22 protein-coding genes, 1 tRNA gene, 1 other RNA gene and 2 pseudogenes are annotated in these 14,133 nt (G+C 39.3%); 4 read left to right on the top strand and 22 right to left on the bottom strand.

What is annotated here, in order from left to right:
• Positions 1–180, top strand: a pseudogene (locus I2F17_RS11420) (IS982 family transposase); the annotation flags it as partial.
• Positions 181–254: 74 nt separating this feature from the next.
• Entirely contained in the window at positions 255–953 is a 699-nt protein-coding gene (locus tag I2F17_RS11425) for a hypothetical protein (protein ID WP_211140024.1), read from the top strand.
• Here the strand turns inward: I2F17_RS11425 and I2F17_RS11430 are convergent.
• From I2F17_RS11430 to I2F17_RS11520, 19 genes are all read right to left on the bottom strand, one after another.
• The gene (locus I2F17_RS11430; protein ID WP_211140025.1) at positions 950–2,485 is read right to left on the bottom strand and encodes a hypothetical protein; all 1,536 of its coding nucleotides are present in this window, start codon (positions 2,483–2,485) and stop codon (positions 950–952) included. The genes I2F17_RS11425 and I2F17_RS11430 overlap by 4 nt on opposite strands.
• Positions 2,485–3,030, bottom strand: a complete 546-nt coding sequence (locus I2F17_RS11435; protein ID WP_196423813.1) for a DUF3486 family protein — start codon at positions 3,028–3,030, stop codon at positions 2,485–2,487. Before I2F17_RS11435 ends, I2F17_RS11430 begins: the two co-directional genes overlap by 1 nt.
• A 2-nt stretch (positions 3,031–3,032) precedes the next feature.
• Positions 3,033–3,341, bottom strand: a complete 309-nt coding sequence (locus I2F17_RS11440; RefSeq protein ID WP_196423814.1) for a hypothetical protein — start codon at positions 3,339–3,341, stop codon at positions 3,033–3,035.
• Positions 3,338–3,682 (bottom strand): hypothetical protein, encoded by a 345-nt coding sequence (locus tag I2F17_RS11445; protein WP_196423815.1) that lies wholly within the window; start codon positions 3,680–3,682, stop codon positions 3,338–3,340. Before I2F17_RS11445 ends, I2F17_RS11440 begins: the two co-directional genes overlap by 4 nt.
• A complete protein-coding gene (locus tag I2F17_RS11450) occupies positions 3,679–3,912 on the bottom strand; it encodes a DUF7940 domain-containing protein (protein WP_211140026.1) in 234 nt (77 codons plus the stop codon). The genes I2F17_RS11445 and I2F17_RS11450 overlap by 4 nt, the downstream gene beginning before the upstream one ends.
• Positions 3,912–4,328 (bottom strand): M15 family metallopeptidase, encoded by a 417-nt coding sequence (locus I2F17_RS11455; RefSeq protein WP_213014488.1) that lies wholly within the window; start codon positions 4,326–4,328, stop codon positions 3,912–3,914. Before I2F17_RS11455 ends, I2F17_RS11450 begins: the two co-directional genes overlap by 1 nt.
• Positions 4,329–4,413: 85 nt before the next feature.
• The gene (locus I2F17_RS11460) at positions 4,414–4,839 is read right to left on the bottom strand and encodes a Mor transcription activator family protein (RefSeq protein ID WP_196423818.1); all 426 of its coding nucleotides are present in this window, start codon (positions 4,837–4,839) and stop codon (positions 4,414–4,416) included.
• Positions 4,808–5,236, bottom strand: coding sequence for a gp16 family protein (locus I2F17_RS11465; protein WP_211140027.1), 429 nt, complete (start codon positions 5,234–5,236; stop codon positions 4,808–4,810). The genes I2F17_RS11460 and I2F17_RS11465 overlap by 32 nt, the downstream gene beginning before the upstream one ends.
• A complete protein-coding gene (locus I2F17_RS11470; RefSeq protein WP_211140028.1) occupies positions 5,233–5,436 on the bottom strand; it encodes a hypothetical protein in 204 nt (67 codons plus the stop codon). The genes I2F17_RS11465 and I2F17_RS11470 overlap by 4 nt, the downstream gene beginning before the upstream one ends.
• Before the next feature lie 5 nt (positions 5,437–5,441).
• An RNA gene (locus tag I2F17_RS11475) (hammerhead ribozyme type II) lies at positions 5,442–5,518 on the bottom strand.
• Entirely contained in the window at positions 5,517–5,789 is a 273-nt protein-coding gene (locus I2F17_RS11480) for an HU family DNA-binding protein (protein WP_211140029.1), read from the bottom strand. Before I2F17_RS11480 ends, I2F17_RS11475 begins: the two co-directional genes overlap by 2 nt.
• Positions 5,790–5,813: 24 nt before the next feature.
• On the bottom strand, positions 5,814–6,431 hold the full coding sequence (locus tag I2F17_RS11485; protein WP_211140030.1) for a DUF3164 family protein: 618 nt from the start codon (positions 6,429–6,431) through the stop codon (positions 5,814–5,816).
• Between the two features lie 10 nt (positions 6,432–6,441).
• On the bottom strand, positions 6,442–6,642 hold the full coding sequence (locus I2F17_RS11490) for a TraR/DksA C4-type zinc finger protein (RefSeq protein WP_211140031.1): 201 nt from the start codon (positions 6,640–6,642) through the stop codon (positions 6,442–6,444).
• Positions 6,635–6,967: a LysR family transcriptional regulator gene (locus I2F17_RS11495; RefSeq protein ID WP_211140032.1), complete on the bottom strand. Its 333-nt coding sequence runs from the start codon at positions 6,965–6,967 to the stop codon at positions 6,635–6,637. The genes I2F17_RS11490 and I2F17_RS11495 overlap by 8 nt, the downstream gene beginning before the upstream one ends.
• Entirely contained in the window at positions 6,957–7,151 is a 195-nt protein-coding gene (locus I2F17_RS11500; protein WP_211140033.1) for a hypothetical protein, read from the bottom strand. The genes I2F17_RS11495 and I2F17_RS11500 overlap by 11 nt, the downstream gene beginning before the upstream one ends.
• The gene (locus tag I2F17_RS11505) at positions 7,144–7,836 is read right to left on the bottom strand and encodes a hypothetical protein (protein ID WP_211140034.1); all 693 of its coding nucleotides are present in this window, start codon (positions 7,834–7,836) and stop codon (positions 7,144–7,146) included. The genes I2F17_RS11500 and I2F17_RS11505 overlap by 8 nt, the downstream gene beginning before the upstream one ends.
• Before the next feature lie 10 nt (positions 7,837–7,846).
• Positions 7,847–8,596 carry an AAA family ATPase gene (locus I2F17_RS11510; RefSeq protein ID WP_211140035.1) on the bottom strand — a complete coding sequence of 250 codons (750 nt, stop codon included), beginning with the start codon at positions 8,594–8,596 and terminating at the stop codon, positions 7,847–7,849.
• A 67-nt stretch (positions 8,597–8,663) separates the two neighbouring features.
• The gene (locus I2F17_RS11515) at positions 8,664–10,826 is read right to left on the bottom strand and encodes a Mu transposase C-terminal domain-containing protein (RefSeq protein ID WP_235985958.1); all 2,163 of its coding nucleotides are present in this window, start codon (positions 10,824–10,826) and stop codon (positions 8,664–8,666) included.
• A 26-nt stretch (positions 10,827–10,852) separates the two neighbouring features.
• Positions 10,853–11,056, bottom strand: coding sequence for a helix-turn-helix domain-containing protein (locus I2F17_RS11520; protein WP_211140036.1), 204 nt, complete (start codon positions 11,054–11,056; stop codon positions 10,853–10,855).
• 120 nt (positions 11,057–11,176) lie between these two features.
• On the opposite strand from I2F17_RS11520, the gene I2F17_RS11525 reads away from it, so the two are divergent.
• Positions 11,177–11,629, top strand: coding sequence for a helix-turn-helix transcriptional regulator (locus I2F17_RS11525; RefSeq protein WP_211140037.1), 453 nt, complete (start codon positions 11,177–11,179; stop codon positions 11,627–11,629).
• Positions 11,630–12,239: 610 nt separating this feature from the next.
• Here I2F17_RS11525 and I2F17_RS11530 read toward each other — a convergent pair.
• The 3 genes and pseudogenes from I2F17_RS11530 to I2F17_RS11540 all read right to left on the bottom strand — a co-directional run.
• Positions 12,240–12,316 (bottom strand) — tRNA-Ile (locus I2F17_RS11530).
• A 392-nt stretch (positions 12,317–12,708) separates the two neighbouring features.
• Positions 12,709–13,425 (bottom strand): hypothetical protein, encoded by a 717-nt coding sequence (locus tag I2F17_RS12610; RefSeq protein ID WP_235985959.1) that lies wholly within the window; start codon positions 13,423–13,425, stop codon positions 12,709–12,711.
• A gap of 167 nt (positions 13,426–13,592) precedes the next feature.
• A pseudogene (locus I2F17_RS11540) lies at positions 13,593–13,955 on the bottom strand (baseplate J/gp47 family protein); the annotation flags it as partial.
• A 16-nt stretch (positions 13,956–13,971) separates the two neighbouring features.
• Between I2F17_RS11540 and I2F17_RS11545 the strand changes: the two are divergent.
• Positions 13,972–14,133 (top strand): helix-turn-helix domain-containing protein (locus I2F17_RS11545; protein WP_211140042.1); only part of this gene is annotated, 162 nt, incomplete at its 3' end.

Consider the following 14,133-nt stretch of genomic DNA (forward strand, 5'->3'; position numbering starts at 1 on the left):
TTGAAGCAACGAAATAAGATTGAAACATTGTTTGGTTTGTTGAAAGCTAAATACAACTTAGTGACAAGTAAGGCGAGAAGTGTTCAAGGCTATTTAGCAGGAATTTATGCATCTTTATGTGCGTATCAGGTTTGTCATAAGAATAAGCCGAACATTCGAATCATCGGTGCTTCGGCTTAAACAGGATTCGGGTTAATTAGCCTATTATTTTTTAATAAATGTATAATTATGTTTTATATATTAATAATTAAATTATGAAAAAACTTCCTTGGGTTATTACAACAATATGGATTATCACCGTTATAGTTGTCCCAATTTTTTGTTCTAGTATTGAAAAACCTAGTAAATTAAATGAGTGGGGTGATTATTTAGCAGGTGCATTTTCACCCCTTGCATTTTTTTGGTTGGTTATGGGTTATTTACAACAGGGTAAAGAGTTACAGCAAAATACCAAAGCATTAGAATTACAAGCTCAAGAGTTAAAAAATAGTGTGGCAGAGCAAGTCAAACAGAATGAAGCATATGAGCGTGAATTGCTAAAAAAAAGAATTAGTATAGAGCCTAAATTAGAAATTTATGATGCTGGATATATTTATGACATCATCGATGATAATGCGAATGGTTACTTTTTTGAGGGAAATAAATTATCTTTTATGATCAAAAACCATGGACAGATAGCAAAAGATATTGAAATAGTTGGTGAAGATGTGAGAAAGAAGCTTTTTAAGTTAGAATCAGGTGAAGATTGTTCAATATTATTTTTTTATGAAGGAAAGCAAGAGGAAAAATTTAATGAAACTTTGAGAAATAAATTACCTCTTGAATTCTCCTTATCCTACAGTGATCTTATGGGATATAAATATAATAAGAATTTTCGGTTATTTGTACGATATTTTTACGAAGCTTCTTATATGGAGTCCAAAGAGTGGATGGGAGTTGAGTTTATCACCTAAAAACACCCCACCTCAGCAAACACCCCATCAATCACATCATCCTTATTTAAATCTTTCGGCTCAAAAAACTCAATCGGTGCGGTTGGGTTTTTACTGGCATAGTCAGCGAGTAGGTGAGCAATCGCACTATCGCCATGACGGTCTTTATTATTGGCATTAGTTTTGCCCTGTGCAGGTATGCGGGCCACACCATTCATCATCACAAATGCTCTATGATCCTCAATCACATCTAGATCGGCAGGCATATTCTCAATATCACCATCTTCTAAAGATGCCTTAAAGTGAGGGGTATGATCTCGATACCACGTTTCTGTCAGCATGACAGCTTCAACTCGTTCACCATAGCGTACTTGCATCGCTTCAGCTAAAAAACCACCGTTACCACCCGCATCGTGTGCAGCTTTACTAAAGTTTGGAAGCTGTGCCACCATCAGCTCTAAAAACTTCTCTTGTTGCTTGTAGGGTACTCGGAACATTTCAAATAAAAATGGAATACGCTTTTTTGTATTCTGCTGTTCAATCAACGGCCAAAAAGAGCAAGCATTACGTTTACGGGCAAAGTCTAATCCGTAAAAGCTTTTGGCTTTGACGGGTAGGGCATCAAGTAGTGGCTTTAAGTGTTCATCAAAATAATCTTCAACATCAGCATTACGAGCTTCTTCACTGACTTTATCAAAGTTGTCCCAACCTTTGGGTGCTTCAAAACGAATCACAGGTACAGTGCTATCTTTACGGTTCTCCAGTAAAGAATGAGGCAACCAACGACCACCACCTTTACTTGGGATTACATCCAATTCTTCATCTGATGCACTGCCGTAAAAATCATAAACTTCTTGTACCCATTCTACTTCTTTGTCTTTGCAGTAAGGTTCACCTTTACGCATACACACACGTTTATATAAACCTTGTTGTACAGCCTCTTTAAAACTGGTTCGGTGTAATGAGCCTTTACGTTTACCTGCACGTATCTGATTAATCAGCTCATTAAATGGGTTGTCTTCACCATCATGTGTGCTAATCACTCGTACACAGCCACCCCAAATTAATAGAGCAAGGGCAGCTTTTAATAGTTCATCTAATGACTCATGGAATGCAGCTTCATCTAAAATAACTCGCCCTTGTCGTCCACGTAAGTTCGACGGGCGACTGGTCAAGGCTTCAATACGGTAGCCCGACTTAGGAAAGCGAATAATATAGGTTTGAATGTGTTTGTCGCCATCTTCCCAAATACCTTCTTCAACGCTGTTGGCTGCCAAGCCATAAGCTCTAGACCACATGGCACAGGCCTGTATAAACTCAACGGTCATATCTTTGTTATAGCCAAGGTAATAGGTATTTTGTCCACCTGCTTTTTGGTCACTGGCGGCTTCGAGTGACGCATCAGCCGCCTCGGCCCATGTCAGACCAATACGTCGTGACTTTTCGCCAATCTTGAGTGGGCTACGGTCTGCAATCCATGCTTGTTGGTAGGGCAACAGTACCGCAGGCACGTCGCTGTTAAAGTCGGGTTTAGGAAAAGGCGAGTCTTTCATCAGTCGGCAATCCCTAAAATCTGTTTTCTAATCTCCGTGGCTGTTTCATTCGATAGCCCACCTTTTTTGGCAATTTTTTCTACGGCTTTAGCGGCTTTTTCCACTTTATCTTGTACTTCAAGTTGCCATTTTTTCTGATTTACAGAAGCTTTAGTAATCTCTGCAATCCCTTTACTACAGCTTGCAATTAAAGCCAGTCTTTTTGCAGGGTTGGCATCTTCTTCATTGGCTTGTTGCAGGGCAATCAGGGCATTAAATAGCTCGGTTTGTACTAACGACAACACAGCCGCAGAGCGTTGGTCGCCATCATCAGGCGCAGCATCTGCAATGAGTATGGCGGCTTGAGTACTGGCTTGTACGGCTGCAAGCTTTTGTTCTAACTTTTGCCCATAGCGATGTACGCTAGACTTGCTAATGTTATAACCACGTTCTTGTAAGATATTGGCAATTTCTTCATAACCACAAAAGCCTTTGTCTTTAAACCATGTGTTTAACCACTGCTTGTCTTCATCATCAAGTAAATCCACCGCAGATTCTCGTGCCATGTTTAGTTCCAGTATTTAGATGGACGGGCAATTCCAGCAGGGCAATGCACGGTGTAATCCACCACATCTACACCATTGCTATTGAGCTTGGCATGCCAATGACCAGAGGGTTGTTTATCAATAATGACAAGATCACGATCTTTTAAATATTCAAGCTCACTGTGTAATTCTTTTGGGGTGCAATCGTCATACAGAGACTGAATGACCGTGAGGAGTAGCTCATCTTGTGCACCAATCGGACGGGCTTTATTCAGTGCATTGAGTAAGTTCCAACGCATGTTTTCACGTCTTGCTTTGCTTAAATCGGTCATCGTTTTTGTACCTGTTCTTTGTGTACATTTAAAAGCTGGCTTGCCACCGCATCGAGTTTGGCTTCAATAATGGTTTGTCCTCGGATGTAGTCATCACGCCCAACATAGGTTTGTGGTACTTCAGCTTTAAAATGTAAAAACTGTCGTTCTAAATCTCGAATTTCCTCTTGGGCCTTGAGAGCTTGTTTGCCTACGTCTTCAATTTTTTGATTGGTGATATTAAAGTTCTGTGAGAGGTTCTGTTCAGATCGAGTGATGAAATGTTTGATTGCTCCCCACAGCCCGCCAATGACAGACAGGAGTAAGGTAATCACTTGCCATGTTTCCAGTTGAATAATCATTCTGTTTTTGTATCCTGTGGCTTGGTTTGATTAATAAAACGAGTTATCGCTCCCAAGACTGCAAGCACTGCAATGACATGGTTTTGTGTGGCTTCAGGCAGTAATTTTAAAACTTCAGGTGGAATACCAAAAGTAGCGATATAGCAAATTAAACCAAAGGCCCAGTTAGAGAACCACAGCCAGCCTTTACGCCAATTTGATACAACATACTTGCGCTTTTCCTCATCCATCAGCGCACACTCCACGGCAGTTGAAAGTGCATGCCATCTTTGAAGGTTTTCCAGTCGCCACCCCATTCAATTACTATATCTAGCTCTTGAGCAGCACGTTTCATGGCATCGGCAATTTGAATGTAATACTTATACTCATAAGTCACTTGGTTAGTGACCAAGGCACACAGATCTACAGCATGGCCTGTCAAATGACGGCTTTTTAATGTGGTGGTGGCTTTTTGGGCGAGGAGTTGTTTTTGTCGTTCTAAGGTTCGTAAACCTTCAACCACTTTAAAATCGATCTGAGTGATTTGAATGGCACGTTCAACCACAGCGACAATATGTGGATGTACCCCTTGCAGTTTGTTTAAACTGGCTTTTGATAGCTTAAAAGAAGTCAATGCTTTTATTTTCTCGAATAAAAACATGATCATGGCATGACTTTATTTAAGTGCAGAGTGGAAAAAATTCCAAAAAAAACCACCCGAAGGTGGCAAAAGCGAGTGAGTACGTTGCTGTTTAGGCTTCAAATAAGTCCATCTGGTCATCTTCTATGATTGGAGTATCATTTGGCATTTTTCTTTTGATTTCACGAATCCAACGCTCAGTCACATTGTATTTGCGAGCAAGCATTTTATTGAGTTTAGGCTCACCCCCTAATTCTCTGAGTTCTTGCTTAATTCGTTCATCACGTAAGTAATTAATATAGCGGTCAGGTTTAGGAATATAAATAATCTCACCATTCCAAAATTGTGCTAATTTTTTTAAGTTATTAAAGCCAATAAACTCGGCCAATTCATGGCTTTCAGTCACATGACTGGCACGAGGGAATTTATATTCAGCGCCACCAAATTGAGTGGATAAAGCAAGGGCAGTGCGGTAATCGGTGAGTTGCACCATTAACCGTAATGTTTCAGGAAGTTTGTTGATGGCTTTGGCTTGCACGAGACTCTCGCTTTTTTTTGTACTCTAAAGCTGCAACTATACGCCATAGTTCACTTTCTGTGCAAAATTCTAACGCCTCCTTTTTAAACATTTTTTTAGCAATTCCTACAGCGTATTGCCAATGCAGTGCTTGGTCTGCCAGTAAGGCTTCAATTTTTCCAACTAAAGCCTCTTTGCTGTGTTTTACCTTGGGCTTTTGACCAAACGATTTTTGAGTAAAGCCCAAACTTTCAAGGCGTTTAAGTACAGCAATAAGTTCATTTTGATTGAGGTCTTTGGCAGATCGTTTACCTGTCACTTGTGTTAATAAATCACGGTAAGTGTCATCATCTAGCCCTAATGTCTTTTTTGCCACATGAATAGCGGCAAGGCGATGGTTACGGGTAGGATTTTTCATGATTCACCATTTAATGTAGATGATGACTGCTCATTGATCTGAGTCAATATTCGATCAAAACCACCATTGGCAATAAACGCATCCATTGGATTGTTGAGATTCAACATGTAGTAATCGGTTTCACACATCGTACAAACAGTCAAACTTTCAAACTTTAAACCACATTGATGGCATTGAAAATGAAGTGCTGTGTTTGTCATATTTTATCTCGCTGCTCGTCAGTACTTCATCACGACACGAAGTAGACAAAAGCACGACTTGAGTCGTGCTTTTGTTTCGCTTAGTTCACTGCGTCCTTTAAACCTTTACCTGCTTTAAAACTCGGCTGTTTACTGGCTTTAATCTCTAAGGGTTCACCTGTCGCAGGGTTACGTCCTGTACGTGCTGCACGTTCTTTTACGATGAATGTTCCAAAGCCTAAGATGGAAACATCATTGCCTGACTTTAGTACTTCAGTAATACTGTCTTCAAAGGCATTCAGTGCAGTTGTCGCTTGCGTCTTGGTTAAGCCTGATTTTTCAGCAATCGCTTGTATCAATTGTGTTTTATTCATAAAAAATACTCTATTCAATTGAGGTTAAATATTGGCAAAATCTAACGAAATGGGTTGATATTTGCCGTTGTTATCTCGATCATAAAAGCGAATATAGTTTTTACTATCAGTGACCATGATGCTATCACTAATTGCTTGCATCGCTTTCTGCCAGCGTTCATCAGGGATGTCATGGCGACGTAAACCTAGCACACGACCTGTCGATATTTTTCCTTCTTTATCGACCTGAAAGGCATCATTGACTAAAATTTTAATATAGTTACTCGAACCCTCAGACCAAGATTGAATACATTCATCAATCAATGCTTTGGCTGCCGATAAACGCTCATCAAAACGAATTGAATCTTGATTTTGACGTACAATCTTATACTGACCATCAAAACTCATGAGGGTAATATTGCCTTTATTACCGCCAATTTGAATGTCGTATTGCTCAGCTGAAAGTTGAACAAAAGCCGCAACATCAGCAAAGGCTTGCTGTTTAAACATTTGCATCTGTGCCTGCATGATTTTGGCCTGTTCAATTAAAGCTTGGGTTAAGTCATCACGCTCAATTTCAATCGCTTTAATCTGTGCTACTGGAATCAAACGACCTTTTGCATCTTGCTTAAACCCTTGGGGTACTTCTAAATAATGAGTCATATTTTTTATCCTATTTAAGCCCTTGTTCAAAAGCTACCTGACAATTCATACATCGAGTGACACCACCTAATTTTCGACGCTGTTCAGGGATCATTTCACCGCAAAATTCACACTCTAATAAACTGGCTTGCTGATAATTCACCCGACAAGCCAAGCGACTAGATAAATTATTTTCAATCGCAATATTTGCAATATCTGCACAATCAGCCATGCTTTTTCCCTCCTTGACATTGCACAGGGCAGGCCTGACATGCTCTCCAGTGCCGCATTTCGAGTGGGTTTTGTGTGGGTGCATCACGCTCTTTAAACTGCTTACATTCACTGGCAGATAACTCTCGCTGTAGGTGAGGGCAATCGAATGTATTCAGTTTATTGAATACAGCGGCAATCAATCGGTCGGTTTTACCCACATACTTGTCACGTAAAGCAAGCGATAAACTACAACGAGCATACCCAATTTCATCAGCGACCTTTTGCAGACTTCCGAGTTCTTTTACACGGTTTTCAACGAGTAACTTCCATGCTTCAACAGCCATGATGACCCCCTTGAACCCACATCAATACAATGAGTGCGAGAATGCTCAGTACCGAACCTAAAAACAGTAATGCCCATACAAAACGTTCATGTTTGACTTGTAACTTATAGCTATTGAATGCTTTTTCGACTTTCAAGCGGTCAAGTGTTAAATCAATCCGATCCACATTTTTAAGATTATGCATAAAAGACTCCTAACACACCGTGTTGAGCTTCTTCATCAAGTTCAGGGCGCTCTGAGTACATGGTCTGATTAAGATTTGGGTCAAAAACTTGCTTTACACGTTGAATTTGTGGCGGTTTAGCTCCTGTATTCATGTGGGGCAAAAGCATATATTTGGCTTTACCTCCTGTCGTTTTAGCATTCTCAACACATTTGAGATATCCCGCTTCATAGAGCATGGCTAAGTAACTACTTGCAGTGGAAGATTTGACGTGTAAAACCTCATTACTAGATTGTTTTGCTAACTCATCTGCACACATTGCTTTTTGTGTAATGCGTAACGTATTCCACATCGCTTTATTACCAGTCACGCCTAAGAGCTTTCCTGATTTACTCATTTGAGGATAGTGATAACCGACATCATCTACTAAGCAATATACTTTTTGTTTTACTGTACAGTTTACATGGTGTACTGGTGTGATTTTAGTGACTTTAACTAAACCTGCTTTCACCAATTGACTGACAAAACTACGAGTGCTTTCATATTTCATATTCCCTAAATCAGCCACTTGCTGAACCGTAAACTCAGCAGCATTAGTACGAATAGCCATCCATACACGTTGACGAGGAGGCTGATAAGGTAATTTTTTATTTGGCATGATTTCATTTAATGACTTAAAGTGTGGTTTAAAAAATGTAATATCCATCATCTTCTCCTCAGAAACTGCGAGGTTTTGGGCTTTCACCCGTGACAAAACCATGTGGTAAAACACGCTCTAAATTATCTAAGGTGACATGAGCTACGCCTTCATCAAGGGCATATTCATGGAGCATTTCCAAGTTGGTTGACACCCGTCGAGTGGAGCCACGTACAACAGCGACTAAACGTTCAAGTACAGCGATATCAATTTCAATACTTGGCGCATAAATTGAAGCCAAAGCCAATACATCATCTAAATCAGAGGGCAACGCAGGTACCCAATTCAACACCCGCCCATGAAATCGTTCCCATTTTTCAAGCTTACGAGCCAATAACTCCTCACCGATAATTAAAAATGTACCTTGGCTGGCTTCATATAAGTCCCGTACAATTTCGACTTTATTTCCTGTCAGTAAATGATCAAATTCATCAATAATCAGTGGTCGACCAGATTTAGCAAGCTCAGCACTCGCCAGCTCCATTTGCTCACTCAGTGTTTTAGGAATAGGAATACTCATTTCACGTAACACTGCTTCAGCAAAGGCTTTTTTGGTATATGTAGACTTCACTTGTACATAAAATGCATTGGTTCTTGTCGCTACATAATTAGCTGCAGTTGATTTACCAAAGCCTGATGGGCCATAAAATGCAGAAATACCTGGCAACAATGGATTACGCTTTAAAGTACGTTCAACTGCTTCATAACATTGTGCAATATTGCGAATATCCGCTAAACCACCTGCAAGAGGCTTGACATTTTTAGTCATTTAAATCACCATATAAAAAAGAACGGTTGTTTTTTGTACTGTACTGCGAATACAGCACAAACCTAATTTATGCCTGACGGCATGCTAAATAATCCTTTAGCGTGTCGTTAGACATGCTAAGTTGCTCAAACTTTTTAGAAAGCTGGAACAACTTCCAAAAATCTTCATCTTGCTTTTCGAGTATTTCACCTCCTTTCACTTGTTGATCTAACGCAATCCAACGCATCACTTTGTCATCAGATGACGCTTTTAACGGTTGTTCTTGAACCATGGATGTCGTTTTAAAAAATGGTTGATATTGTTCAGTCTGTATAGGTAAAGCATCTAACTCAGACATCAGTTTTTCACGTCTACTTTGGTCAAATACAATCATATTTTTGTCTTCTATATGCTCAATCACAGCCTTTGGACTCATTTCAGCCAAAGCCTCATCTTGATGCACAGCCAATCTACGCAAACGCCCTTGAGCACGTTTCTCAACCGCTTGCTCAATCTTAGATTTAGGGAAATAATCACGTTTATTGGCATTCCAAAGGGCATGACAAATCAACTTACCCTCTAAAGTACGCACTGTAATTTTGTCTGCACAATGAATGTCATAACCCACCAGAACCGTATCGCCATGAAACTGCTCTAAAGATGCACTAAAATATCGGTTGCCAAATAAATCAATTTCACCCCGACGCACTTTGCGTTCCTCATAGGGTCTGAACAAATCCTCAGCGTCCCAGTCTTTGACAATATCAATCACCGCACCACCAACGACTGCCTCATGCCACGCTTCCATAGGGCTTTGATACCGTTTTTTATCTGTATTCACATCAACAATTCGCTTCAACCCTCGATGTGGACTATTGTTATAACCATCAACCACTTGAGATGCATACGCAATAAAATCCGACCAATTCATTAAAGCTTTAGATACACTAAACTGCTTAATCTCATTACGAGTCGCTTTATGTACTGCATGACCCGCCTCTCGATCCATATCTTTACCAATATAGGTTGGTAAATTCTTAGCAGCTTTTACCCAAAGGGTTTGATGGCTACGCTCAATAATCCCCTTAGCTTGAGAGTTATAGGGCAGAGCATGGCTAATCTCAGTATGCAAACGAGCCAACACCCCATGCCCACGAGCATTCAGCAAATCATTTTTATAACCTGAGCCATTATCTACATAAAAAATGGCAGGGATTCCGCACGTTGTTGCACTCATACGAATCGCATCAAGCACACACCAACTACTCTCAGACAGTGATATTGACCAACCCACCACTCTACGAGTTGCAACATCAATAATAGAGGTGATTTCAGGTCTAAACGGTCGGCCATGTATTGGGTGAGCGACCTCCGCATCAAAACAATGACCATCTGCGGTATACACATCAGTTGGCATCAAATTTGACGTATCACGACGAATAAATGGTTGAAGGTTCCGTAACTCTTTTTTACCTATACGCCCTTTCATCATCTCAACGTTGCCCATTTTCTGCTTTAAAAAGCGATACGCTTGGCTATAACTGGGGCAGGGCTTCCCATTTAAATAATTTGGAAGTTGCTCCAAACATGCTGTAATTGTGGGTTTTTGCGGTTGTTGCCAAAGCTTTAAAAAAGGAATGACCCAACTTGGAACATCTTGTTGTCGACGAGCCTTTGGAGCAAGCACACTAAATAACTCAAGGTCATGTTGTTCTGCCTCCTCAACCGTTTTCATCCAATCAAATAAAGAGCGACGGCTAACAGTACGTTTTGAACCCGCTTTAGCATTGGCTTTATGAATGGCTTCCAAAATCTCACACGGTAAATTTTGAGTATTGGCACGCTCAATCAGCTGTTCAATCGCAACCGTTTTTTTAACCCCAGCTCTGATCTGCTGTTGTAAATACCGCACGACAATGAGCTTATGAGCTGCTACTTCTCGTTGGCAGTCCGTGAGAGCTTTTGAGACTGGATTGCCAATGATTGAGTGTTTTTTAGCAAGCTCAGCGTTAGAATGCTCGACAATATGTTTCACAAGTTGAGTCTTTTGAAGTACATCAATTTCCTCTAATGTGAGTAAATATTCAGTCATTTTTCCTGAAACACCACCTCGTTGCCCATCAACAACACGGCTAGGGCGTTGCTCTTTGGTAAACTTTTTTTGAATACCAAAACGAGTAGATGGGAAAATAGCTAAATTTAATTCACTAAGTTCGACTGCGCTATACCACTCTTTATTTAGCTGTTCCATAACCATGACCTTAATTAATATCGATTTTACTTTTCAGCGGTAGATGCAATCAGATCTTCAAGACGTAGTTTGATTTCACGAGCTTTACCACGTACAGCAACTGAACGCCCAGATACCACAAGTGATGTATACTGCACGGCAAAGCCATTTTCTAACGCCCACTGTTTTTGAGTTTTGCCTAATTTAAATAATGCGTCGTGAACGGCTTTGCTGAATTCTGAAGGGGTCATAATGTGTCCTTTAAATTGTGATAAAATCATTCAAATGAATGATGATTGAAGAACATATATGTTCTATCTGTTATTAATTTGGAACATATTTGTTATATTGTCAACACTGGAGTTTTGGATATGGAACATATTAGTTCTATTTGTTTAAAAGATGAGCGAAAAAGGCTTAAATATACTCAGCAAGCTCTGGCTGATGCTGTAAGTGTTAGTGACATGTCTATAAAAAGATGGGAAACAGGTACACCTATTCCTAGTGACAAACTATCTCTAATGGGAAAACTTGGTTTTGATATTCAATATATTCTAACGGGTGTCCCTGCAAGCGAGCATACAAAACAGTCCATAGCGGCAATGCTAAACAGTTCAGATATTACAGACGATACAATACGAACAGAGCTTTACGATGCTGTCATTAAAGATACGCATGCTAGGGCGGTCGTATCTACCCAGCGTAAGCAGTTATATGCAGATTTATTAGACACTATGAATACCTTTGACGATGAGCTGATGGAGCGAATTCGTTTAACTGTTAGAGATGCATATCTTGCTCAGATACATGAGAATAAAAAATAAAGTTGCTCAATATTTTGCATTTTAGTTGCTCAATTGGATTGAGGAACTAAAAAATGAAGTATAAATAATAGTATTAAAAATCAATGATTTAAGGTTGAGCAACTCGTTAGAAAAAAATGTCCAAAGTTGCTCAATCAGTAGGAACTGATATTTATCAGGTTATTTTAGCTAAATTTATAAAAAACAGTTATATACGTTAAAATTTTAATCATATAACAACTTATTTAGGGTGCAAAATAAAATGTAAAATTGCTCTAATTATGCGAATTATTCAAATTTAGTGCAAAATAAAGGGGAAATTGGCATATTGCTAATTTCCCCTTTAAAAATTCTTCAAATGCTTATATATCAATGCTTTCATCCCACTTTATCCCAATTAGTCACGCTCAGTCCCACATAGGTTTAGTGCAGAATAAATCAGTAACTCACACAGTCCCACATAGGTTTAGTGCAGAATAAATCAGTAACTCACACTAGAATCGGCAAGTTACACCACCACCACAGATCTTTTGTAAGATGGACCACTTTACGGTCCGTGAAAAGAGCTTGAAAACAGGATGTTTAGACAATAAAAAACCTCATAACTCAATCAGTTACGAGGTTTAATAAATGGTGGGCCCACCGTGACTCGAACACGGGACCAACGGATTATGAGTCCGCTGCTCTAACCAACTGAGCTATAGGCCCTAAAACTCTCAAATTCTTGTATTTACAAGATTTCAGTTTGAAAGAATACTATCTAAAATTATTGTAATTTGCAACCTATTTTACTCTGTAACAGTATGATAGTACAAAAATAAGTCATTTTAGATTTATCTATAAATGATCAATATATTTTATCCTCTTTGAAAAAGCATTCTATCTTGGCTTTTAACAATGATGTTGTCAAAATCTTAAAGAAAAGTGATCATATTATTACATAATATTTATATATTTCTTTTAATAGGTCTCTTGGTAAAGAAATTAAAGAATTCCATTCAATCCTGTAAATTGCCGATTCATTCTGCACTAGATTTTAATGGTTTATTTTGCACTAAACCAAAATAAAGGCCATATTCTAACGTATGGCCTTATTATTTCTAACTACGTACATAAATTGTATGTTTGCCATTCAAGCTACCCGCAGGGAAGTCAGTATCTTTAGATGATTTACTGACTTCTTTACTGTAGTAAGCCACAGTATAAAGCAATGTTTCATTATTTGGTGTACTGATGGCTCTCATATCAAATGGAATACCTAAAACAATATCCCCATTACTATCCGTTGCAGCACGTACCACTTGAGTTGCGACAGCGATGTAATCGCTGTTTGGTAAAGTGACTGTTTGTTTTCCGACTTCAACAACAGCCCATAGTTCTTTGTTCTTTTGATCGGCAAGGTTATCTCGGTGATAGTTTGGTACATTCTTCACAGGTTGATCAAATGTAGATAAGTCGCTCAGTTGGATATACTGTTTTGAGGCATCGCTATAATAAAACCATTGATAACTTGGGTAGATTGAATAGCCATCATCTTGTTGTTGGTTTTCGATACCACTTTGGTTTGATGAGTCTACAGTGGACGTATACCCCACAGGTGAGAAGCTCTTTGGTCGATCATTCACATAGATTGATCCATTGCCATTGCCGTAATTTCGATTCCACACAGATAGATCGTAAGCAATCTCTGCATACCCCCCTTGTGGTAATTCAAATACATATTTGATCGTTTGCTCCCATAGGTCATAACCTGCTGCATTAAATGAAGCGACTTTATTATCGCTGATTAATATCCCATCTTTACTGAATGTTTTCACATAAACATTGCCATTTCCCTGTGGCTGAAAATTAAAATAGAGTAAGAATTGACCATAAGCACGCCAAGGTCTGAAGGTGAACGTTCCTGATTTACTATTCCACCAGCGAACACCCTCTTGCTCAATTCGTAAATAAGCAGGTAAGTAGTGCTGGGTGATACAGCTTATAAATAGGTATCACTGATGACATGCCAGTAGTAACCATTGCCATCGGTGAGTTTTGTGCCTGCTTTAATGGTTAAATCAACGTTAGATTGGGCAGTGACTGATCCTGTGGCAGTACTTCCACCTAAACGAGGTAAATTAAGTTCTTCAGCATGAATATATAAGTAAGGTTCATCTGCAGTACTGATAAAAAGCTGGCGTTGTATATAAGTTTGATGGTGATATAAGCCTTCAACCACTGAGGCTGTACCATCGGCACGTATGCCTGCATTTGAGTCATCGGATGCACTGATACCTGTGTTGTTACGGTGTTCTTGACAAGTGTCACTGTACTGGGTTCTGTCTATAGTCAAACAATCAAAAATATAAGACAATATAAAAATGAGTTATTCAGAACATTTTAGACGAAAAGTGATAGCGAAGCTTGAGGAAGGATATTCCATACGAGCGGTCTCTGCACAATTTGAAATTGATAAAAATACAATTTTGAGTTGGAAAAAACGAATTGAAATTAAAAGAACCCGCCCACGGAAACCTTTTAAA

Source organism: Acinetobacter baretiae (genome assembly GCF_015627105.1).
GTDB classification, from domain to species: Bacteria; Pseudomonadota; Gammaproteobacteria; order Pseudomonadales; family Moraxellaceae; genus Acinetobacter; species Acinetobacter baretiae.